This is a genomic window from Acholeplasma equirhinis, from assembly GCF_017052655.1.
Taxonomy (GTDB): Bacteria; Bacillota_I; Bacilli_A; order Acholeplasmatales; family Acholeplasmataceae; genus Acholeplasma; species Acholeplasma equirhinis.
On record NZ_JAFIDC010000001.1, the window covers coordinates 111,984 to 135,287 of the forward strand.

At 31.4% G+C, this 23,304-nt stretch carries 17 protein-coding genes; 16 read left to right on the forward strand and 1 reads right to left on the reverse strand.

All coding sequences use genetic code 11. The features are described 5' to 3' along the window. Window position 1 precedes the first annotated feature (1 nt). The 4 genes from wecB (at window position 2) to glmU (ending at window position 5,376) form a co-directional block, all read left to right on the forward strand. Window positions 2-1,123 carry a non-hydrolyzing UDP-N-acetylglucosamine 2-epimerase gene (gene wecB, locus JV173_RS00475; protein ID WP_205734327.1) on the forward strand — a complete coding sequence of 374 codons (1,122 nt, stop codon included), beginning with the start codon at window positions 2-4 and terminating at the stop codon, window positions 1,121-1,123. Between the two features lie 149 nt (window positions 1,124-1,272). Further along, window positions 1,273-2,664 (forward strand): lipopolysaccharide biosynthesis protein, encoded by a 1,392-nt coding sequence (locus JV173_RS00480; RefSeq protein WP_205734328.1) that lies wholly within the window; start codon window positions 1,273-1,275, stop codon window positions 2,662-2,664. Between the two features lie 13 nt (window positions 2,665-2,677). After that, on the forward strand, window positions 2,678-3,985 hold the full coding sequence (locus JV173_RS00485) for a phosphohexomutase domain-containing protein (protein ID WP_205734329.1): 1,308 nt from the start codon (window positions 2,678-2,680) through the stop codon (window positions 3,983-3,985). After that, complete coding sequence (glmU, locus tag JV173_RS00490; RefSeq protein ID WP_205734330.1) at window positions 3,982-5,376, forward strand: bifunctional UDP-N-acetylglucosamine diphosphorylase/glucosamine-1-phosphate N-acetyltransferase GlmU; 1,395 nt, start codon at window positions 3,982-3,984, stop codon at window positions 5,374-5,376. Before JV173_RS00485 ends, glmU begins: the two co-directional genes overlap by 4 nt. Window positions 5,377-5,395: 19 nt before the next feature. Here the strand turns inward: glmU and JV173_RS00495 are convergent, their stop codons facing one another. Next, window positions 5,396-7,096, reverse strand: a complete 1,701-nt coding sequence (locus JV173_RS00495) for a hypothetical protein (protein WP_205734331.1) — start codon at window positions 7,094-7,096, stop codon at window positions 5,396-5,398. 106 nt (window positions 7,097-7,202) lie between these two features. Between JV173_RS00495 and JV173_RS00500 the strand changes: the two genes are divergently transcribed. From JV173_RS00500 to JV173_RS00555, 12 genes are all read left to right on the forward strand, one after another. Further along, window positions 7,203-7,853 (forward strand): SGNH/GDSL hydrolase family protein, encoded by a 651-nt coding sequence (locus tag JV173_RS00500; RefSeq protein WP_205734332.1) that lies wholly within the window; start codon window positions 7,203-7,205, stop codon window positions 7,851-7,853. A 279-nt stretch (window positions 7,854-8,132) separates the two neighbouring features. Further along, the gene (locus tag JV173_RS00505; RefSeq protein WP_205734333.1) at window positions 8,133-14,477 is read left to right on the forward strand and encodes an Ig-like domain-containing protein; all 6,345 of its coding nucleotides are present in this window, start codon (window positions 8,133-8,135) and stop codon (window positions 14,475-14,477) included. A 117-nt stretch (window positions 14,478-14,594) separates the two neighbouring features. Further along, window positions 14,595-14,885, forward strand: coding sequence for a hypothetical protein (locus JV173_RS00510; RefSeq protein ID WP_205734334.1), 291 nt, complete (start codon window positions 14,595-14,597; stop codon window positions 14,883-14,885). After that, window positions 14,885-15,214, forward strand: a complete 330-nt coding sequence (locus JV173_RS00515; RefSeq protein WP_205734335.1) for a hypothetical protein — start codon at window positions 14,885-14,887, stop codon at window positions 15,212-15,214. The genes JV173_RS00510 and JV173_RS00515 overlap by 1 nt, the downstream gene beginning before the upstream one ends. Before the next feature lie 133 nt (window positions 15,215-15,347). Beyond that, window positions 15,348-15,599 (forward strand): hypothetical protein, encoded by a 252-nt coding sequence (locus JV173_RS00520; RefSeq protein WP_205734336.1) that lies wholly within the window; start codon window positions 15,348-15,350, stop codon window positions 15,597-15,599. 111 nt (window positions 15,600-15,710) lie between these two features. Beyond that, window positions 15,711-17,663 (forward strand): excinuclease ABC subunit UvrB, encoded by a 1,953-nt coding sequence (gene uvrB / locus JV173_RS00525; protein ID WP_205734337.1) that lies wholly within the window; start codon window positions 15,711-15,713, stop codon window positions 17,661-17,663. A 1-nt stretch (window position 17,664) separates the two neighbouring features. Next, a complete protein-coding gene (locus JV173_RS00530; RefSeq protein ID WP_205734338.1) occupies window positions 17,665-19,413 on the forward strand; it encodes a M3 family oligoendopeptidase in 1,749 nt (582 codons plus the stop codon). A 61-nt stretch (window positions 19,414-19,474) separates the two neighbouring features. Then, on the forward strand, window positions 19,475-20,209 hold the full coding sequence (locus JV173_RS00535) for a YveK family protein (RefSeq protein ID WP_205734339.1): 735 nt from the start codon (window positions 19,475-19,477) through the stop codon (window positions 20,207-20,209). Further along, window positions 20,206-20,958 (forward strand): CpsD/CapB family tyrosine-protein kinase, encoded by a 753-nt coding sequence (locus JV173_RS00540; protein WP_205734340.1) that lies wholly within the window; start codon window positions 20,206-20,208, stop codon window positions 20,956-20,958. Before JV173_RS00535 ends, JV173_RS00540 begins: the two co-directional genes overlap by 4 nt. A gap of 2 nt (window positions 20,959-20,960) precedes the next feature. After that, entirely contained in the window at window positions 20,961-21,629 is a 669-nt protein-coding gene (locus JV173_RS00545; protein ID WP_205734341.1) for a tyrosine-protein phosphatase, read from the forward strand. After that, window positions 21,622-22,491, forward strand: coding sequence for a DegV family protein (locus JV173_RS00550; RefSeq protein ID WP_205734342.1), 870 nt, complete (start codon window positions 21,622-21,624; stop codon window positions 22,489-22,491). Before JV173_RS00545 ends, JV173_RS00550 begins: the two co-directional genes overlap by 8 nt. Beyond that, entirely contained in the window at window positions 22,488-23,207 is a 720-nt protein-coding gene (locus tag JV173_RS00555; RefSeq protein WP_205734343.1) for an NYN domain-containing protein, read from the forward strand. The genes JV173_RS00550 and JV173_RS00555 overlap by 4 nt, the downstream gene beginning before the upstream one ends. Window positions 23,208-23,304 lie beyond the last annotated feature (97 nt).

Below are 23,304 nucleotides of genomic sequence, written 5' to 3' on the forward strand. Positions count from 1 at the left end.
TATGAAAAAACTGAAAGTAATGACTGTTGTAGGAACTAGACCTGAAATTATACGACTTTCCGCAGTGATAAAAAAACTTGAATCATCAGAAGCAATCGAACATGTTTTAGTTCATACTGGTCAAAACTATGATTATGAACTAAATGAAGTGTTCTTTAAAGATTTAGATTTAAAGAAACCAGATTACTTCTTAGATGCTGCGAATGGTGGTGCAGTTGAAACAATTGGAAACATTTTAAGCAAAATAGATCCAATTTTAGATTCTGTTAAACCGGATGCATTTTTAGTTCTAGGTGATACGAATTCATGTTTAGCTGCAATTGCTGCAAAAAGAAGACACACTCCAATTTTCCATATGGAAGCTGGTAATAGATGTTTTGATCAACGTGTACCTGAAGAAACAAATAGAAAAATTGTTGACCATATCTCAGATATTAACCTCCCATATAGTGATATTGCAAGAGAATATTTATTAAGAGAAGGTATTGCACCTGATCGTGTAATTAAAACAGGATCTCCAATGTTTGAAGTATTAAATCAACATATGGACAAAATCCAAAAATCTAATGTACTTGAAAGACTTGGTTTAAAACAAGGCCAATATTTTGTTGTTTCAGCACATAGAGAAGAGAATATTAATTCAAATAACTTCTTTGATTTAGTAGAAACTTTAAATGCAATTGCTGAAACCTATCAAATGCCAATTATTGTATCAACACATCCAAGAACAAGAAAGATGATTGAAGCAAAGGATGTAAAATTCCATCCGTTAGTTCAAACATTAAAACCACTTGGATTTGTTGATTACAATAAATTACAAATCGAATCTAAGGCTGTTTTAAGTGATAGTGGAACTATTAGTGAAGAATCTTCAATTCTTAAATTTAGAGCATTAAATATTAGACAAGCACATGAGCGTCCAGAAGCAATGGAAGAAGGTGCTGTTATGATGGTAGGTTTAAAGACTGAGAGAATCATGCAAGGACTAAAAGTGTTAGAAACACAAAATAAAGAAACAATTAGATATGTAGAAGATTATTCAATGCCTAATGTTTCTGAGAAAGTTTTAAGAATTATTTTAAGTTATACAGATTATATAAATAGAGTAGTTTGGAGTAAGTAAAATTAAAGAACATGGATAAAAAGAGGGCATTATTAAACATAATTACATCAACGATATTCAAGGTAATACTTATCATTGTCGGTTTATATACAAGACGATTTTTGATAATGTCTCTTGGAAGTGAAGCGAACGGATTATTTTCTTTATATATGAGTATTGTAGGCTTCTTAGCAGTTGCTGAACTTGGTATAGGAACAGCAATCGCATTTAGTTTATATAAACCAATTGTACAGAATGATAAAGATCAAATTTCAGCATTATACTATTTATTTAAAAAACTTTATACTTATATATCAGGTATTGTTTTAGTATTAGGTTTAATCATTATTCCATTTTTGCCAACACTTGCTAAAGATCAAACTAATACATTTAATTTATATACCACATTTGGTTTATATTTTATATCAACAATATTGACCTATTTTTATGCATTTAAAACGTCCTTTATAGATGCACATAAAGATAAATATATTACTATCACCATTCGATCAGTTGCACAGATTTTAGAAGCACTATTACAAATAATTTTACTTACACTATTTAAATCATTTGAACTATTCTTTTTAGTGGCAGTTATTTCTAATATTCTCCAATGGGTAATAACAAATATTATATTCAAGAGATTTTATAGTAATAGTATAAATGGAAACAAAAATCTTGATATAGAAATAAAAAATGAAGTTATAAGAAATACTAAATCAATGTTTATGCACAAACTAGGAGGTATTCTAGTTGTTACTTTGAATAACATTGTAATTAGTGCGTTTGTAAGTGTGATAGCATTAGGATATTTTTCAAATTATCAAACAATTATTAATGGAATAAATAGTTTGCTTGTATTGATTTTTGTTTCACTAACACCAATAATTGGACATTCATTTATAAACGTAAGCATTAAAATATCACATGAGCAATTTAAAATGATCTACATTTTAAATGTTTTTGTTAGTTTTTTAATCTATTTAGGTTTTTTAGCAATAGCAGACAACTTAATTTCAATAATTTTTGATTCTTCTTTAATTTTGGATAAAACTATAGTTATTGCCTTTTCAATCAATTATTTTGTTCAATTTTTAAGACAAACTGTATTGGTTTATAAGGATGCTACTGGCAATTTTTATTACGATAGATTTAAACCAATTATTGAAGGTATAATCAATATTATACTTTCTATAGTTCTTGTAATTTTATTTGGACCTATTGGTGTTCTTGTCTCAACAATAATTACAAATATATTTATTTGCCATATTGTTGAACCATATGTGCTATATAAACATAGTTTTAATTTAAAACCATTCAAATACATAGTTTCAAATTATGCAGTCATATTTATATATATTATTACAGTATTTGTTTTTGAATTGTTACCTTTACCAACAAATAATAATGTTTATCTAGATTTAATTCTAAAAGGGTTTACTTCGGTTTTTGTCACAGTTACTGTCTTCCTAGTAATGAGTCTCTTCTCTAAAGAACTTAGAAATTTTATGAAATTCAGTTTTAAAAGGATTTTTAATATTGTGAAAAAAAATAAGTCGTAATTTGAGGTGAAAAATGAAATACTTTGGTACTGACGGTATAAGAGGTAAAGCATTTGAAAAACTAAATTCTAATTTAGCTTTTAAACTTGGACAAGCAATTGCAAAACGATTCAAACCTGAATCAATTGTGATTGGACAAGATACAAGACTTTCATCTAATATGTTAGCTCATGGTGTTGCATACGGTGCTGCACTTGGTGGAGTTAATGTTTTTATGGCTGATGTTGTTTCTACACCTATGATTGCATATTATTCAAAGATGAAAGATATGATTGGTGTAATGATTACAGCATCTCATAATCCTTATACCGATAATGGTATCAAAGTCATTAAATCAGGATATAAAATGTTAGATCAAGAAGAAATTGATTTAGAATCTTATATCGATGATGGAAAAGTTTATATTGCTGAAAAATTCGGTTCAATAAATATTACAAAAGAAGTAGAGTCTTTATATCTTCAGGTTTATGAAGATTTAATGATACCTAACACAAAACTATCAATCAGTTTTGACACTGCAAATGGTGCCACTTATAAAATAGGTAAAAAGATTATTGAAAAGTATGTAGAAACGAGTTATCAAATTGGAGATAACCCAGATGGATTAAATATTAATTTAAATGTTGGTTCTACACATCTTGATGCTATAAAGTCTGCAGTTGCTTTATATAAATCTGATTTAGGATTAAGTTTTGATGGTGATGGTGACAGAATATTAGTTATCGATAAAGATGGGACTTTATTCGACGGGGATTTAATTGTTTATGTCATTGCTAAATATTTAAAATCTGTGGGAATGCTCAAAAAAGATACTGTGGTTTTAACTCAAATGAGTAACCCAGGTGTACTTGCAGCTTTTAAACGTTTAGGTATCAAAGTGATTCAAACCGCTGTTGGTGATAAATATGTTTCTGAGGTACTTATCAAAGAAGATTTAACAATTGGTGGAGAAAACTCTGGACATATTATTATTAACGATATACTCCCATCAGGTGATGGAGTCTTTGCTGGAATGTTTTTAATTAAAACATTAACCGAAAATGATATGAACTTAAAAGACTATACAAAAGAAGTTGTGATTTATCCGCAAAAATTAGTGAATATTCCCAATGTAAATAAAGCTGTTCTAGAATTAGAGGAAGTTAAAAAAGTCATCATGGAAGTTAGAAGTGAATTGCCTGAAGACTCACTATTACTGGTTCGTCCTAGTGGCACCGAACCTTTGGTTCGTGTTACAATTAGTTGTCAAGACAGTGTTATGCTTGAAAAAAACATGGCAAAAATTGTAGATAAAATCAAAGAATTAGGGGAAATGAAATGAAAAACTACGCATTAGTATTGGCAGCTGGTAAAGGGACCAGAATGAAATCAGAAACACCTAAAGTTGCGTTTCCGATTTTAAGAAAACCAATGATTGAATATATTGTAGAGAATATTGAAAAGTCAGTAGTAGATGAAACATATCTTGTTTTAGGATATAAACGAGAAATCGTTCAAGACATCTTAAAAGATAGAGCAAAATATGTTTACCAAGAAGAACAATTAGGTACAGGTCATGCAGCCATGATGGCTGCACCAGTTCTAGGTGAACTTGAAGGGCATACTTTTATCATGCCTGGTGATGTACCACTCATTTGGTATAAAGCAATTAACCGTATATTTGAAACACATTTTGAAAATGGTAATGATTTAACAGTAGTTACTGCCATCTATGATGATCCTGAAGGATATGGAAGAATTCTAAGAAACCCTCAAGGTCAAATCATGGGTATTATTGAAGACCGTGATGCAAATGAATATCAAAAGACGATCAAAGAAATCAATACAGGTATTTACATTGTAAATAACCAAAAATTCTTCAAAGAATTAAGTAAACTCGGTAATGATAATGCTAAAGGTGAATATTATATTACTGACATGATTACAATTATGCGTAAAGAATATAAAGTAGGAACTTATACTGTTAAAAATAACAGTTTAGTTATGGGTGTTAACGATCTTTATGCAATTAGTAAAGCTGAAAAATATTTAAGAGAATATATCAATAAAGAACACATGTTAAATGGTGTCTCAATGATTAACCCTGAAACAATTACAATTGGACATAATGTTGTTATTGAACCAGGTGTCATTGTAAATCCTAACACAACAATTACAGGTAATACAGTTATTAAATCTGGTGCAATCATTGGGCCGAATTCAGAAGTTCACAATTCAGTTATTCATGAAAACGTGCAAGTAAAGCATAGTTTAGTTTATGATTCTGAAGTACATATGAATACGACTGTTGGGCCATTTGCACACCTTCGTGAGCATGCAAACATCGGTTCAAATAATAGAATTGGTAACTTCGTTGAAGTTAAGAAATCTTCAACTGGAGATAATACGAAAGCTTCACATCTTGCATATATTGGAGATGCTGAGGTTGGATCAAATGTTAACTTTGGTTGTGGAACAATTACAGTTAATTATGACGGTGTAACCAAACATAAAACAAAGATTGGTGACTGGGCATTTATTGGATGTAACACAAACCTAATTGCACCAATAAGTATTGGAGATAATGTCTTTATTGCAGCTGGTTCCACAGTTACAAAAGATATTCCAAGTAATTCGTTCGCAATTGCAAGAAGTCGTCAAGTAACAAAAGAAGACTATAAGAAATTCTTAATTGGTCCTAAAGCTGATAAAGAAGAAATGGATGAAAAATAGGAGAACTCTCGTTCTCCTTTTATTTTGTCAAATATTCAAGTAATTTGGTTGCAGCATCATGCGGACCTTTTTGTTCATATCCTGAAACTGCAAGTTTCGTATATAAAACACCAACAGGTATTTTTAAATCAAACAGTTTTTTAAAATAAACATTTAATAATGGTTTTGCTATATCTTGATGTTGAGCGGGTCCAAATGGATTTGCGAAGAAACTCTTTGTCATACCAATTTCACTGGTTGTACCTTTTGCTTTTCTTGCACCATCTTCAAAGACTTTTACAATTTCTTCTAGATCATTTGAGATTTCTAAACCATCTTTTGTTTCTTCATAGTTGTTTGCATAAAGGACTAAATCAACTTTATGTTTTTTCATAATAAAATCATATGTTGATGCAGGTATCACAACTCTAGAGTTTACCTGGTTTGGATTTAAGAAAACAGCTCTATCAATTTGTTTATAGGCATAACCTTGGTCAAGGTCATCTAATCTAACAAATGCACCAATTTCAGAACCACTACTTACTAGGTTTTCCTCATTAAAGTAGAAGACACCCATATCATCATATACAACATCAATGGATGAGATCACTTTACTGCCTACAACTCTAAGTGCTTCAATTGTTTCTGATTTACCAGCACCACTGTCACCTATTATGACAACATTCTTTTCTGATTTATTGGTAAATTTAAGTTTAAACATTGCACCATGAATAGGTAGTTTACCTTCATTCATAGATCTGACATTATATAAAGTAAGTAACATTTTCTTTACATAACCAAAATAATCATTTTTATCATTCAAACTAACAAAACCAATATGAATATTATTTTTAGTATCATGATGATATACACCATCATATGTTTCATCATGAATACCATAAATATAAATTAAATCGGGTTTTTTATCTTTAAATTCTTCATAACTGGCAGCTTCAAATAGTGAACCTAAAGTAACTGCATATTTTAAGAACTTCGTATGTATATACACATATGAAAGATATGGTCCAATTTTAAGTGCAGATACAATATAATCATTTTTATTAAAATTTAGAGATTCTAATGGATTTTCTTTAACTGGTTTGAACATGCCAGTTCTCGTATTTGATTTAGAATAAATCATCAGAGGTGGTCTAATTAAAATACTTGAAACAAATCTTTGTTCTGGAAGTTTTGTATAAGGTGAATCATAAGTCCAAGGATTTGTTACAATCGAAAGGTTTGCTTGTGTGCCAGCAGGTAATTGTCTTAAAAGATTATATGTTTTATTTAAAATCTTTTGAGATATTGTTCGATATAATTTAAGTACTAAATTAGAGAACATGTCAGAGTGATCGATTAACCTTTGATTAATGGCTTGATTTGAATCAAATCTACCACGACTGAAGAATCCGAATCTTTCAATCTTACGCCAGAAGTCATAAAAGTTCTCAGTAAAATGATAAAGACTCATTCTAGTTTCTTCGGATTGATCTAAATTAAAGTTTTTAACAACCGATTTGTAATCCCAAACAAGTAAATCTTTATATAGTGCTAAAACGCCATCTGGTTTTAACTTCAAAATCCAATTGAAATCAGTAAGATTAGATGATTTTATTGATTTTAAATATCTTTGAAGTAAAAGGTAGAATGGTCTTGAATCTAAGATGTTACTTTCTGAGTCACATGGGATTCTATTAAATTGTATAAAAAACGATTGATTGTCTAAATAGAAATCTTTCATTGTTGTTAACCCCTTCCTTTAAATTAGATTAATTATAACATAGTGTTATTTTTATCCCTGTTATCATGGTATAATACTCGATGAAAAAAGGAAGTAGAATTGCATTATGAAACTAACTAAACAAGAATTACTTGGTTTAAGAGATATGATATCTAAAACAAGTATGAAAACAATTGAAAAATATAAACAACTTAATGAAGCAAACCTAAATGGTGAAGTACTTATTTTAGGGGACTCAATGGTTGAGTATTTAAACCCTGAAATGTACTTACCTGGATTTAATATCATTAATCGAGGTGTTGCTGGTGCAACAACAGAAAGTTTGTTAAATTCTTTTGAAGACATCACTAAAAATATTAATGCTTCAAAAATATTTATTTCAATTGGTTCAAATGATCTTGTTTTATTAGAAAGCACCTCAGAAGAAGCAGTTAAAGATATTGAGAAAGTATTATTTAAAATCAAATCCAAATTTCCTAATGCACAAGTCTTTTATTTATCAACTACACCTGTTCTTAAAGAAGGACATAAACTGTACAAAAAAATTTATGTTGCTGGAAGAACAAATGAAGAAAACCTTGAAATTAACAAAGGTGTTCTAGATATCGTGTCTAAATTTGATGTTAAATTCATAAACCAATATGATAGTTTAGTTGATCATGATGGATATCTAATTGAAAGCTACACACCAGATGGTATCCACTTAAATAAAGAAGGATACAAAATATACGCAATAAATATCAAAAAGTATTTATAATTTTAAATTATAACCATATAACTAATTGGTCTAGTTATATGGTTTTTTCTTTTAAAAGCCCATATATTTAATCCTTTCATTTAGTAATCCAATAACAAGTTTCGCATATGTGTTTTTTATTATTTTAAACACTTAATTTTTTTTCACTTTATGAAATAAATTTACTTTCTTTTGTATAAGTAAGTAAAGCGCTTTCATATACTTTGAATATCAAATATAATAATGCTGAGGGAAAAAACAAAATAAACTATTATAGTTTATAAATTTATAGGAGGATATATGACGAAAAAGCTATTACTCGCATTGATGGTAATTTTCGCTTTTGTCTTGGTTGCTTGTACAGAACCTGAACTTGATCTTGATTTTGAGTTCGGTACTGCAGAAGTTACCATGAAAGTGGGAGATACATATACATTAGAGTATACGTTAATCGATGGATTTGAACTGGAATTCAGTTTATCTGAAGAAGGTATCATATCCATTTCAAACAATACTGTTACAGCACTTGCAGTAGGTGAAGTTACTGTTACTGCAACTGTAAAAGGTACTGAAATTTCAGATACAATAAAAGTTATCGTAGAAGAACAAGATGAAGAAGAACCAGTGATTGTTCCAGTAACATCTGTAACAGTAACTGGAACTTCTGCAATTAAAGTTGGAGAAACTACGCAGTTAATCGCTGCTGTTTTACCACTTGATGCAACAAATAAGACTGTAACTTGGTCTTCATCTGATCAAACAATTGCGACTGTATCTAATTCAGGTTTAGTTACTGCACTTAAAATTGGTACAGTAACAATTACTGCAACTGCAGACGGTAAGAGTGGCACACTTGAAGTTGTGATCTCTGAAAATGTTGTAGCAGTTGAATCTGTTACTATTACAGGTGATGAGGCTGGTTTAACAGGTCAAACAATTAACCTATCAGCAACCGTGTTACCTGCAAATGCAACCAATAAGACTGTTACATGGTCATCAAGTGATGTTGCACTTGCAACTGTTTCAGCATCAGGTGTTGTTACACTTAAAGCAGCTGGTACAGTGACAATTACTGCAACTGCAGATGGTAAATCTGACACGCATGAAATTACAATTACTGATCCTGTCATTTTAGTTGATTCTGTTGAAGTTACAGGTGATGATGAAGGTTTAGTTGGTTCTACAATTAACCTTTCTGCATCTGTACTTCCAGAAAATGCAACTGATAAATCTATTACTTGGACTTCTAGTGATGAAACCATTGCAACCGTATCAGCATCAGGTTTAGTTACTTTACTTAAAGTTGGTGAAGTGACAATTACAGCAACTTCAGGTACTAAATCAGATTCTATAACGATTACTGTGTTACCAATTGCTGTACTATCTGTTGAAATCCAAGGTGAAGCAGAAGGCTTTATTGGAGATGAAATTACTTTAACTGCATTGGTATTACCAAATAATGCAACCAATAAGACAGTTACTTGGGAATCAAGTGATGAAGAACTTGCAACTGTTTCAGCTACTGGTGTTGTTACACTTAAAAAAGCTGGCACAGTGACAATTACTGCAACTGCAGATGGCGTTTCAGACACATTTGATATTGTCATTGAAGTTCCACCTATCTTACCTGATTCTGTTGAAATCTTAGGTTTATCAACAGGTCTTGTTGGTGAAGAACTACAACTTGAAGTTAAAGTGTTACCAGAAGATGCTGAATTTAGTTCAGTTTCTTGGAGTGTTAACTTAAATACACTTGCAACAATTGATAATGCTGGTTTACTTTCATTATTAAGATCAGGAACAGTTGTTGTAACTGTTAATGTCGATGGTTTAACTGCAACTAAAGAAATTACTATTAATAAAGTTGTTGCATCCGTTAATGACAACAATTATGGTTCAATCCAAGCTGCAATTAATGCTGCAGTAGCCGATGATGTAATCTATATTAAAGCTGGTACTTATAGTGAATCATTTACAATTAATAAATCCAATTTATCATTCTATCCAGAAGGTGGTGTTGTTGTCCTTACTGGGTTAATTAATATTGCTCAAAACTTACAAAATATTGCAATTAGCGGTTTTGAGTTTACTGGAGCTGCTCAAATTAAGTCAACAGGTACCTTAAAAGGTTTTGAATTTGAATATAACTATGTACACGACTTAACATTAACACCAAATGCTTATGCACCAGTTAACCGTATTAATGTAAATGCATTTATTCAATTCTATCGTTTAGCTGATCAAGATTTATTTGGTGATATCAACATTAGATATAACGAATTTGAAGATATTGCTGCTGATATTATTTCACTTGACCGTACAATGGTTAATACTGAGATTAACATTGAAGAAAATATCTTCAGAAACTTTGGTGTTTCAGCGATTAGATTTGATGGTGGATACAATAATGGTACATACAATATCATTAATAATACATTCGTTAATGATGAATTAAGTGCAGGATCAGCGATTACATTTAGAGCGTTTGCTCCAACTGCTGGTAATGTACAAACAATTAACATTTTACAAAACTATTTTGAAAATATTGGTACAGTTTCTAAGAACAGAGATGGTGATCAACCAGGATCTGGTGTTATCACATTCTCAACGTTTAATACAAATGATACAGTTATCAATATTAATGAAAATACATTCAACCATACATTTAACAGTATCCACTTAAGAGGTGCTGCAACTAAATGGACTGCAAATGTTGAAAATAATATCTTCCAAGATTCATTAGGTTATATTTTATTTGATCAAGTGAACAAGGTAACATATGTAGATAATGTTTATTTAGATCGTTTAGGTGTTGATGTTGACGTAGATAGAATTATTGACAATACAGCATCTACGTTTAGAGTGTTATCAATTGCTGCACCAATCTTTGAAGACTTTGAAATTGTTGGTGAAGATCTCGTTGAAGTTACAGATGTTGTTCAATACGAATTAGTTTCTACACCACCGTATTTTGTCTTAAAAGATGTCATTTGGGCTTCAAGTGATGAATTGGTTGCAACAGTTGATCAAGATGGTTTAGTTACTTTCTTAGCACCAGGTTTAGTTACAATCTCTGCAACATATAATGATTTAACAAAAGATATTGAAATTGAAGTAGTTCCAAAAACTGCAGCATTTGTCAATGGCATTGGCTATCCAACAATTCAAGCTGCAATCGATGCAGCTGTTGCTGGAGATTCAGTTTTAGTTAATAAAGGTACATATTCAGAAAACCTAACAATCAATAAATCAATTGAATTATATTCAGAATTTAATCAAGCAATTTTAACCGGTAAAATTACGATTGCTTCTAATATGCAAAATATTAGTATTAGTGGTTTCACAATGACTGGTGGATTCCAAGTTATTTCAACTGGAACACTCTTTGGATTTACATTCAGTAATAACATCATTCAAAATACTACAACGACTGGTTCTGGATATCTTCCAAACTCAAGAGTTAACGTAAATGCGATTATCCAATTATACAGATTAGCGGATACAAACGTATTTGGTGATATTTATATTACAGATAATGTCTTTACAAATATTCAATCGGATATTATCTCAATTGACCGTACAGCACATGATAAAGAAATCTTAATTTCTGGAAACGTCTTTGAAGATTTCCAATTATCAGCTGTAAGATTTGATGGTGGTTACAATAACGGTACAATTACAATTACTGAAAACTACTTTGGTAATACCAATAAAGGTGGACAAAACGCAATTCTATTTAGAGCGTATTCTGCATCAAATGGTAATACACAAGTAATCAACATTACAACAAATACTTTCTATAATATTGGTAATGAACAAAATAACCCAACAGATAGTTACCCAGCATCTGCGGTTATTGCTACATCAACATATAACTCATACAACATTGACTTTAATATTGAAGATAACAACTTCATTAATACACACAATACAATTCACTTAAGAAAGAATGAAAATACGACTAAAGCAATTTGGGATGTAGATGTCTTAAATAACCTCTTTGTTAATCCAACTGGATACATCTTTAGAGAAGATGGTAATATTGCTGGATTTGAAGATAATATAATCATTGATGAAACATCTGAAGTAATACAACAAGATAGAATAGAAGTTACATTAACTGCGTCTCTGCATCTTGTCAAAATTTTACCTTTAACAGCAGAATATGTTGTGATTACATATACATACAATCCAGCATCAGCAACTTATGATATTTTAGAAGAAGTTAAAACTGGTGTCGTTGGAACAACAGTTAAAATTATTCCAGCACCTAAACTAGGTTTCTACACAGAATTAGAAGTTTATGAAGGTGTGATTGAAGCGGATGGTTCACTTGTGATTGAAATCGTTTATGAAGAATTTACTGCAACATTTACATACAACTTAGTTCTAAACGGTGGCAACATGTTCTATCCAAACCGTGAAGCAATGGTATTAGACTTCCTTGCAGACTACAACTTATTTGGTGGAACAAACTATACACCAACAACAATCCCACGTGATACATTTGGTACATCATCTACAAATATGCATACATTCTTCTTTGATGCAAGATTCCGTGATAAATGGTTATGGGTTGCTAAATATTTAGGTGTTGTTGGTTCATCAACTAATAAACCTGCAGCTCAAAATATTGTTTCACGTGCATCTGCTGCAGCATTTGAAGCAGCAAATCGAGACTGGAAATATGCATGGAGTTATGAAGTACGTGGATTTATGGAAGGTCGTAAGTTCATAGAAAATGCTAACTGGCAATCATCAGACTACTCAATTCAAGAACTTAAGAATGGTTTCTGGTCATATTTAATTAATGATCGTCAACAAACTGAGTTCTTATCAACAGAACCAACATTAGTCTTACCTACAAACGTATATTTAGAAAACTATGAATTCTTAGGTTGGTATGACAATCCAGGATTTAATGGTGAACCAATTACTGAAATTGCAGAATCTAAGACTTTATATGCTAAGTGGCAAGAAAAAGATCCAATAACTGCACTTGCAATCTCAAATGCAGAAACTGAAATGTTTAAAGGTGATACATTACTACTTGATGTCGTAATTACACCTGCAAACGCATTTAATAAACAATTAATCTTTACATCATCAAATGATAAAGTGTTAACAGTTGACGAAGATGGCTTAGTAACCGCAGTTAATGCTGGACAAGCTAAAATTACTGTAACAAACCATAATGGTTCAGTTAAAGTTGAAATGAATGTTATTGTTTATCCAAAAGATAGCTTTACATTATCATTTAGCCAAGGCTTTACAGGAAACATTAAGATTGGTGATGAATTTACAATTACAGTCGTTCCATTTGGTAAAGATTCAGAATTAAGAATATTTACATTCGAAATCGAAGCAGATGGTATCTTAGAATTAACAGAAGGAAACAATTTTAAAGCATTAACATCTGGTACAACACATATTGATATTTTTGAAGATGATGAATTAATCTTCACTTATACAGTACATGTACAAGAAGCATTAGACACAGAAGATCGTGTTGATGCCTTACTTGAATTACTTGCATCTGCAAATAATGCAGTGGTATCAGGACTAAATGTAATTACTTATTACACTGCATCTCAAGAATGGTCAGATCCAAGATATGAATCAGTGAATGCATTCTTATTTGACAACTTAGTTATTGATAGAACATCATTCCCTGCTAACCCTGCACAATTTAGTAATACATTAAAACCTTCAACTGAGTTTATCTTAGTGCATGATACTGCTAATCTTAACGGTGGTTTAATGACACACGGTGCATTCTTTGCAACCCCTGCTAACAAAGTAGGTATCCACTATACAGTTGGTGATTATGGTGTCCTAGGCTCACTTCCAGATGCATATGTAGGTTGGCATGCTGGTGATGATTCATCTTATACATTCACCTGGACATCAACAGGTATACTTGCAAATGGTAATACAAATCCAGTGATTGATATTTCTGTTGATGGATACTTTACATTCAATGGCATTAAATCAACAATTACAGCACCAAGAGGTAACTCTAACCAAATCTTAGATAAGTCTTACTTTACAATGCAAGGACCAGTTTGGGATATCCAAAATGGTTACTATGTCATGGCTCCTCATTACTTTGAAACATCACAGCAAGCACGTGGCGTTATTGGAGCAAGAGCCGGTAACAAAGTATCAACTGGTATCGAAATGAACATCAATAAGAAAGCTGATATCGTTGATACGGTTCAAAGAACAGCTAAGTTAGTCGCATGGTTACTTGACTACAATAACTTAGGAATCAACAGAGTTATTCAACATAACACAATTACTGGTAAGGGGGATCCTTATACTCTAAACAATACAGTTTGGAACGGTACATGGTATTGGGAAAGATTTATGCAACATGTAGCAATTGAACTTGAAGTACTTCAAAACTACTCTGATGCAACAATTGAATTCCAATCTAATTCACCACTTGTATCAAATACAGGTAGAGTGATCGTCTTCCCAGAAGAAACAACTGAAGTAGAATACACAATCACTGTAACAATTGATGGTGTATCTAAATCAATTACATTAACATCTATCGTTCCAGGTATTCAAACTTGGAACCAAGAATATGGTTTCTTTAAACCAACTCAAGCTTGGGCTAAAGCAGACTATAGAAAATAATATATAATGTCAAAAGAGAATGATCAGTGAAACTTGTCATTCTCTTTTTAAATTAGAAACTAAATATGTTAAATTAGTATATAAATTGTGTATAATGTTTGAAATCGTATAATGAATATGAATGAAACAATTAATAATAACTTAATTCAAAAAAAAATCAAGGATTTTACAAAAAAGAATGATCTAGAGTCGCTAGCTAGAGTTAATTTAAATGATGTTTTAACTGTAGATAATGATGAATTTGATAGAATGACAACGAATATAGCAAGTGAATTGTTAATACCAAGAAAATCATTAATGAAGATTTTGAAAAAATATGATGTTAACATAAGTGAGTTATTAGATTTTTTTGCAGTGCCAAAAAACTTACTCAATGAATCATTGAGAAACGTTAAAGGCAAAAAATGATGGATAGTAAATATACTGATAATACAGGACCGAGTATACCTGAATCACAAATTGGTTTGAAGTTAGATATTCACGAATATAAAAGAAAAATATTCAAAACAATATCTCATGATTTGAAGTTTATAAAGATAAATAGATACATTTTCTTGTATCTATTTACTGGAATATTAATAACATTATTGATTATAGCTGTTTTGATTATAACTGGTAACATTCCAATTGGTGAAGATATAGATATTGGCCATATATATACATTTCTATCGGGAATATTCGTTCAAATGATTGCACTTATGCTAATTGTATTTAAGTACTTGTTTGATCCAACTTGAGAAATTATGAAACATACGGTTAGTTTAATTGTAGAAGAAAAATTAAATAAAGATAATTCTGATTTTATTTCAAATAGTATTAGTTCAAACAGTTAGGAGTAATATAACGGCTATTTATATGGTGTCATATTATTTGCTTGACAATTCAAATGATTACGAAAATCTTTATGTGTACATAAAAAAATTTGATGCTTGGTGTCATTATTTAGAGTCTGTTTGGTTAGTTAAATCGTCTAAATCAGCATCTCAAATTAGAGATGAGGCTATAAAATATATCAAAAACACTGATAAATTGTTTGTTATTGAAGTTCAAAATCATTGGGCATCATTAAATATAAATAAACAAGGTGTTGAATGGTTAAAAAATATTGATTTTGAAAAGTGAAATTTTATAACAAGAAGGTCTAACCGACTTTCTTGTTATTTTTTTGTATAAATGTTAAAATTGATTAAATAAATATATTTATTTAGAACTAGTAGAAATAGAGGTGATTAGATGTTTAAACTTGTATCTAACTTTCAACCTTCAGGTGATCAACCTGAAGCCATAGAGAAGTTAATAAACAATTTTAATAAAGGTACCAATGAACAAATTTTACTTGGTGCGACAGGTACTGGTAAAACATTTACAATTGCCAATATTATTCAAAAATTGGGAAAGAAAACTTTAGTTCTAGCTCACAATAAAACATTAGCTGGTCAACTTTATGGTGAGTTGAAAAGTTTATTTCCTGAAAATAGAGTAGAATACTTTATTTCTTACTATGACTATTATCAACCTGAAGCTTATGTACCATCTTCTGATACCTATATTGAAAAAGATTCAAGTATTAATGATGAAATTGATGAATTAAGACATAGTGCTGTTGCCTCTCTCTTATCAAGAGAAGATGTGATTGTAGTTGCTTCTGTATCCTGTATCTATGGTATTGGAGATCCAGATGACTACAAAAATGCAACAATCTTCTTAAGAGTTGGTGATCAAATGGATCGAAACCAACTGTTAAATAAATTGATTTCACTTCAATATACAAGAAATGATATTGATTTCCACCGTGGAACATTTAGAGTGCGTGGTGATATTGTTGAAATCATTACATCAAACCAAAGAGATGTTGGTATTCGAGTTGTCTTCTTTGGAGATGAAATTGAAGAAATCATACTATTTGATGCCTTAACAGGTGTTTCAAAGGAAAGACAAACTTTCGTTTCTATCTTTCCTGCAACACTCTTTATGGCATCAAAAGATAAATTAAAAGAAAGTATTAGAAGAATTAAAAATGAACTTGCAGAACAAATTCATTACTTTAATTCAAAAGGTCAATTACTAGAAGCTCAACGAATTGAAATGCGTACGAAGTACGATATTGAAATGTTAGAAGAAATTGGATTTACATCAGGTATTGAAAACTATTCTAGACATTTAGCTTTAAGAGAAGCGGGTGAAACTCCTGCAACCTTAATGGATTTCTTTGGTGATGATTTCTTACTTGTTATTGATGAATCTCACGTTACTGTACCTCAAATTAGAGGTATGTACTTTGGAGATAGATCAAGAAAAGAAAACCTAGTTAACTATGGATTCCGTTTACCTTCAGCTTTAGATAACAGACCGCTAAAGTTTGATGAATGGGAATCTAAGAAAGATAAAGTTATTTACTTATCTGCAACACCTGGTCCATATGAACTTGAAAAACAATTACCTATCATTGAACAAATCATTAGACCTACATTCTTACTTGATCCAGAAATTGAAATTAGACCAACAACTGGTCAAATTGATGATTTATATTTTGAGATTAAAAAACGAATTGAAAACAATCAAAGAACACTTGTTACAACCTTAACAATTAGAATGTCAGAGGACTTAACTAATCACTTTAAAGAGTTAGGATTAAAGGTTGCATATCTTCATAGTGAAATTAAAGCACTTGAAAGAACGGCTATCTTACGCGATTTAAGACTAGGTAAGTATGATGTCTTAGTTGGTATTAACCTCTTAAGAGAAGGTCTTGACCTTCCTGAAGTAGGTTTGGTTGCAATCCTTGATGCAGATAAACAAGGTTTCTTAAGAAGTGAACGTGCTTTAATCCAAACAATTGGTCGTGCTGCAAGAAATGTTAATGGTCGAGTCATTATGTATGCGGATTCTGTAAGTGATTCAATGAAACTTGCAATTGATGAAACAAACCGTAGACGTTCAATTCAAAAAGCATACAATGAAGAACATAATGTAGAACCAGTAACGATTGTTAAAGATATTAGAGATAACATCTCAATTAAGGGAGAGGTTATCAAAGAGGATAAAGCTGGTAAACTTTCTAAGAAGGAAATAGAAAAAGAAATCAAACGATTAGAAGTATTAATGAAACAAGCGGCCAAAGATTTAGACTTTGAACGTGCAATGGAAATAAGAGACATACTATTTGAACTGAAAGCAGGAAATTAAAATGGGAACAAATTGGAATTTAAATGATTTATATAAAGGTTTTGATCAAGAATATCAAAACGATTTAAAGAAACTATCAGATTTAGTTGATAGTTACGCAGCATTCTTAGAAGCAGGACCTAAGTCTGATAAAGACTATGTAGAAGGTGATATTAAATTTGATGAAGTACTAACTGTCTTAGTTAGAGGTTTAGCATCATTTGCAAGTCTTACACAATCTACTGATGTATCTAACAATGAAGCATTAGGTTATTTATCAAAGATTTCAGGTATCATGAGAAAGTTAACAGCACCATCTGTTAAATTCTCAAGATATTTAGCAACTGTTGATTTAGATAAACTTGCTAAAGAATCAGATAAAGTTAAACTGTATTTATCAAATTTAAAACGTGCTCAAAAAGATGCACAACATTTATTAACTGAAAAAGAAGAAGTTTTATATTCTAAGATGCAAGAGTTAGCATCAAGTTCATGGGGTCAAGTTCAACAACTTGCAACTGCTAACTTGACTGCTGAAGTTGCGGGTAAAGAATACACTTACTCAGACTTAAGAGCACTTGCATATGACTACAATCCAGCAATTCGTAAAGAAGCATATGAAAAAGAATTAAAAGCTTACGAATCAGTTGAAAACTTTGTTGCACTTGGTTTAACAAATATCAAACGCGAAGTAAATACTATGGTTGAACTCCGAGGTTATAAATCTGCACTTGATAAAACACTTCAACAATCAAGAATGAGTGAAAAGACTTTAAATGCAATGATTGAAGCAATGAAGGATTATCGTCCACACTTTGCTAAATACCTAAGAGCTAAAGCAGAATACTTAGGTCATAAGAATGGTTTACCTTGGTATGATTTATTTGCTCCGGTAGGTGAATTAACAAAGACTTATACTTATGAAGAAGCACAAGACTTAGTCTTAAATGCATTTGGTTCATATTCAGAAAAATTAGCAAGTTTTGCAAAACGTGCTTTTGACAATGATTGGATTGACGTTTTCCCTAAGAAGGGTAAACGTGGTGGTGCATTCTGTTCAAACCAACCTCAAATTGGTCAATCAAGATTTATGTTAAACTTCACAGGCTCATTAGATTCAGTTTCAACAATGGCACACGAATTAGGACATGGTTACCATGGTGATGTGATTAAGGCTAATGCGCCACTTCACTGGTCATATCCAATGCCACTTGCAGAAACTGCATCAATCTTCTGTGAAACCATTATGACACAATACTTACTCACTCAATTTACTGATCCAAAAGATCGTCTTTCAATCTTAGAAACTGGTTTACAAGGCGATACTCAAGTTATTATTGATATTCTTTCAAGATTCTTATTTGAATCTAAAGTGTTTGAATCAGCAACTCGTCCAATTTCAAAACATGAAATGAAAGCTTGGATGATACAAGCTCAAAAAGAAGCTTATACTGATGGTTTAGATCACGATCAATTACATCCATATATGTGGTTAGTAAAAGGTCACTATTATAGTGCTGGATTAAACTATTATAACTTCCCATATGCATTTGGTTTACTATTTGGTAAAGGTTTATATGCACAATACTTAAAGAATAAAGAAAAATTCTTAAAGAACTACGATGATCTTTTAGCATTAACAACAAAAGAAGATGCAGAAACAGTAGCAGCTTCAATGGGAATTGATATTACAGAGAAATCATTCTGGTTAGATTCACTTGAAATGATTAAAAAAGACATTGATGAAGTGGTAGAGTTGTTTAAATTATAATTTAAAGCATTATGCTATAATGAGTATAAGAAAGCATTTGCAATTTAAAGGAGACCTAAGTATGGATTTTGAAAATCAAAATCAACAAGATTCAGGGATTAGTTTGGCTGATATTTTCAGAATCATCCGCTTAAACTGGATTCTTATTACTGCATTCACTTTAGTGATTACTATTGCTGTTGGTGTGTATGCCTATACACTCGTACCAGATCAATATAAATCAACAAGTGAAGTGCTAGTCCAAGTACCAATCAATAGTGGGGATGATGGAGCAATCAACTATCTAGATACACAAAGATTAATTCAGACAGCATCTGAGTTTGTTAAGAGTGACAATATTGTTAACAAACTAAGAACATCTAATTTAATCACTAACCCTAAGCATATTGAAAAATTAGACAACATGACAAACCGCCAAGTAAAAGCAGGTATTGCAGTTGCATCTACAACAACATCATTTATCATCAGAATCAGTTTCACATCAACAGATGCTGATTTTGCACAAGTGATGGCAGATGCAATTACACAAATTGTAATTTCAACTGATGTTGATATGTTTGAAGGTAAATTCGTTGAATTATCAGAAGCAGGGCAACCTGAAGATGATTCACCAAACAAGATTCTATTTATCGCAGTGGGTGCTATCGGTGGTGCTATATTAGGTATTGCGATTGCCTTTATGAGATTACTCTTCAATAATGCCTATATGACTAAAGAACAACTTGAAGCAGGAACTGGTATTCAAGTGATTGGTGTCATTCCAGAATTCGAATTTAAAGAGAGAAAAAGATCATGAAAAGAAGAAAATTATTTCAAAAAGAACGTGTAGCAGAATATGACTACATTGTTTCACGTGAACAACCTCTTTCATTTGTCGCAGAAGCATTCCAAAAAGCTTTAGTCAATTTAGAGTATGTTAACGTGGATGGTAATTTCAAAGTTCTCCAATTCACATCAAGTTTAGCAGGTGCAGGTAAAACTACATTTGTTTCGAACCTTTCTTATTTAATTGGTAAAAAAGGTAAAAGAGTTGTTTTAGTTGATCTAGACTTAAGAAAACCTAAAATTAACCGTATTTTTAAAGCACCAAATGAAAATGGTGTTACCGATTATCTTGCAGGAAAAATCGAATATAAAGACTTAGTAAAATATTCTGAAAAATTAAATACGTATTATGTTGTTGCTGGTGAAAGAACAACAGCTGTTGTGAACATCTTAGAAGCTCAAAAGTTAAAGGACTTAGTTCAAAGACTTAGAGAAGAGTTTGATTATGTTATCTTAGATTCACCACCAGTTATTGCTGTATCAGATGCTTTATATATTGCAAGACTAGCAGATGGTGTGATCTTCGTTGTTGCACAAAATGAAGCAAGAAAAGCAGTTATTAATGAAGCAATTTCAACACTTAAACAAAATAATGTCAACATTATTGGAACAGTATTTACTCAAGTAGACATCAAAGAAAATGAATTATACTCATATACTTATGGTTATGGATATGGTTATAATTCAAATAAAGAGGAAACACCTGAAGAAGGTGAATAATTATGATTGATATGCACACACACATCCTACCAATGGTAGATGATGGTGCGAAAACATTTGAAGAAGCACTTGAAATGTTGAAAATGGAATTTGAACAAGGATTTAGACGTATTGTCTTAACACCACACGTCCAAAATAGAGTTCAAAAAGTTTCAAGTAAAGAATTAAACTCAAGATTTGAAAAATTTCAAGCTTATGTTGGGGAACATTTGCCTGAAATAAAACTCTACTTAGGGGCCGAAGTAAAATATGATGCATTAAAAACTGATGCACCATATGAACGCTATGTATTCCAAGGAACAAAATATCTTTTAATGGAATTTTCGGTTAAATCCCCTGAGCCTATTGTAGATTGTTTGTACGATTTAGTTGCTAAAGGATTTAAACCGATTTTAGCGCATGTCGAACGTTATGACTACTTAAAACTTGAAGACGTAATAAGAATCAGACAAGACGGATCCTTAATACAAGTGAATGCTGGGGCAATTCTTGGAACTGATGGCTTTTCAATAAAACGTCGTGCGATGAAATATATCAATGAAGGTCTCGTTGATCTTATCGCGAGTGATACCCATAATACAAAATCAAGAAAACCTAATGTCTTACCAGCACTTGAAAAAGTTGCGAAAAAATATAATTCAAATAAACTAAAGGAGTTTAGATATGAGTGAATTTGTAATCATAACTGATTCAACCACTGATTTACCTGATTCATTAGCTAAAAAGCATGAATTAGTCATTGTTCCACTTAAGTTTCATATTGGGGATAAAACTTATGTGAACTATCCAGATAACCGTGATCTTGCACCAAAAGATTTCTATGAACAAATGAAGAATGGTGCACAACCAACAACATCTCAAATTAATCCAGATGAATATGTTGAAGTTTTAACACCAATTCTAGAATCTGGAAAAGATGTCCTAATGTTAGTTTTCTCTTCAGCACTTTCTGGTACATTCAATTCAGCAAGAATTGCATCAGAAGAATTGAAAGAAAAATATCCTTCAAGAAAGATTCTTTTAGTAGATACTAAATCAGCATCTTTAGGTGAAGGTTTACTTGTTACACTTGCTGCTAAGAAAAAAGCAGCTGGTGCATCAATTGAAGAAGTTAAAGCATACACAGAAGAAATGATTCCAAAAATTGCACACTGGTTCACAGTGGATGATATTGGACATTTAGTGCGTGGTGGTAGACTTTCTAAAGCGGCTGGGTTCATTGCTAAGTTAGCATCAATCAAACCAATCCTTTCTGCAAATAACGAAGGTAAATTAGTTGCACGTCATAAGGCAATTGGACGTAAACGTGCAATTAAAGCATTATTTGAAGAAATGGTTAAAACGGCTGAAGAAGGCCCACAAATCGTTTACATCGGTCACGGTGACGATTTAGGAGCTGCAGAAGGTTTAGCAGAACAAATTAAAGCAGAATTCCAAGTTGAAGAACTCGTTATTACAGATATCGGTCCAGTTATCGGTGCACATACAGGTGCTGGTGTCCTAGCTCTATTCTTTATTGGGAAAGAAAGATGATTGACAAGGATTACCGATTAGCATTACTTATTGATGCAGATAACATTTCTCCAAACTACTTAGATATCATCATCAGTGAAACTAATAAACACGGGAAAATCACCATAGCGAAAATCTATGGTGATTGGTCCCAAGAACGTTTAAAAACTTGGAAAGCAAAAGCTGAAAAATATAGTTTAACCTTTGTACAACAATACGCTAACTTGTCAAACAAAGGTAATGTTTCTGATTTCACACTTGTTATTGATGCCATGGACATTTTATATTCAAATAAAGTGAATGGATTTTGTATCGCCTCATCTGATTCAGACTTTACAAAACTCATCATTCGTCTTAAAGAAGATAATATGTACTTGATAGGTATGGGTGAATCAAAAACACCAGAGGTTTTAGTAAACTCTTATGAAAGATTCTATTATATTGATAAAATCTTAGAAGAACTTCAACCTAAAAAATCTAAGAGTGATCAAAGTTCAAACTCTTTAATCACTAAGATTGAAATTATTCTCAAGGAATTAAAGAAAATTATTGATGATAATTTAGAAGATGATGGATGGGCTTACTGGTCTTTAGTAGCAAACCAACTAAGAAAGAAATATCCAGGATTTGACCCAATTAACTATGGTTCTAAATTAAAAGCACTAAATTTCTTTAAAACATTCCCTGAATTTGAAATTAAAAACGAAGATAAAGTTGCATATATAAGAGTAAAATAAATTGAATCCTAGACATGAATTGTGTCTAGGATTTTTTTTATTCTTTATTCATAGGCTATCAAACCATTAACATATAATGTTATAATTGTTATGAGGT

Coding starts and splice junctions, on each gene's coding strand:
- JV173_RS00535 (WP_205734339.1), top strand. CDS start 19,475: ATGGATTTTGAAAATCAAAATCAACAAGATTCAGGGATTAGTTTGGCT.
- JV173_RS00545 (WP_205734341.1), top strand. CDS start 20,961: ATGATTGATATGCACACACACATCCTACCAATGGTAGATGATGGTGCG.
- glmU (WP_205734330.1), top strand. CDS start 3,982: ATGAAAAACTACGCATTAGTATTGGCAGCTGGTAAAGGGACCAGAATG.
- JV173_RS00540 (WP_205734340.1), top strand. CDS start 20,206: ATGAAAAGAAGAAAATTATTTCAAAAAGAACGTGTAGCAGAATATGAC.
- JV173_RS00510 (WP_205734334.1), top strand. CDS start 14,595: ATGAATGAAACAATTAATAATAACTTAATTCAAAAAAAAATCAAGGAT.
- JV173_RS00495 (WP_205734331.1), bottom strand. CDS start 7,096: ATGAAAGATTTCTATTTAGACAATCAATCGTTTTTTATACAATTTAAT.
- JV173_RS00480 (WP_205734328.1), top strand. CDS start 1,273: ATGAGTATTGTAGGCTTCTTAGCAGTTGCTGAACTTGGTATAGGAACA.
- JV173_RS00500 (WP_205734332.1), top strand. CDS start 7,203: ATGAAACTAACTAAACAAGAATTACTTGGTTTAAGAGATATGATATCT.
- JV173_RS00515 (WP_205734335.1), top strand. CDS start 14,885: ATGGATAGTAAATATACTGATAATACAGGACCGAGTATACCTGAATCA.
- JV173_RS00555 (WP_205734343.1), top strand. CDS start 22,488: ATGATTGACAAGGATTACCGATTAGCATTACTTATTGATGCAGATAAC.
- JV173_RS00530 (WP_205734338.1), top strand. CDS start 17,665: ATGGGAACAAATTGGAATTTAAATGATTTATATAAAGGTTTTGATCAA.
- wecB (WP_205734327.1), top strand. CDS start 2: ATGAAAAAACTGAAAGTAATGACTGTTGTAGGAACTAGACCTGAAATT.
- JV173_RS00485 (WP_205734329.1), top strand. CDS start 2,678: ATGAAATACTTTGGTACTGACGGTATAAGAGGTAAAGCATTTGAAAAA.
- uvrB (WP_205734337.1), top strand. CDS start 15,711: ATGTTTAAACTTGTATCTAACTTTCAACCTTCAGGTGATCAACCTGAA.
- JV173_RS00505 (WP_205734333.1), top strand. CDS start 8,133: ATGACGAAAAAGCTATTACTCGCATTGATGGTAATTTTCGCTTTTGTC.
- JV173_RS00550 (WP_205734342.1), top strand. CDS start 21,622: ATGAGTGAATTTGTAATCATAACTGATTCAACCACTGATTTACCTGAT.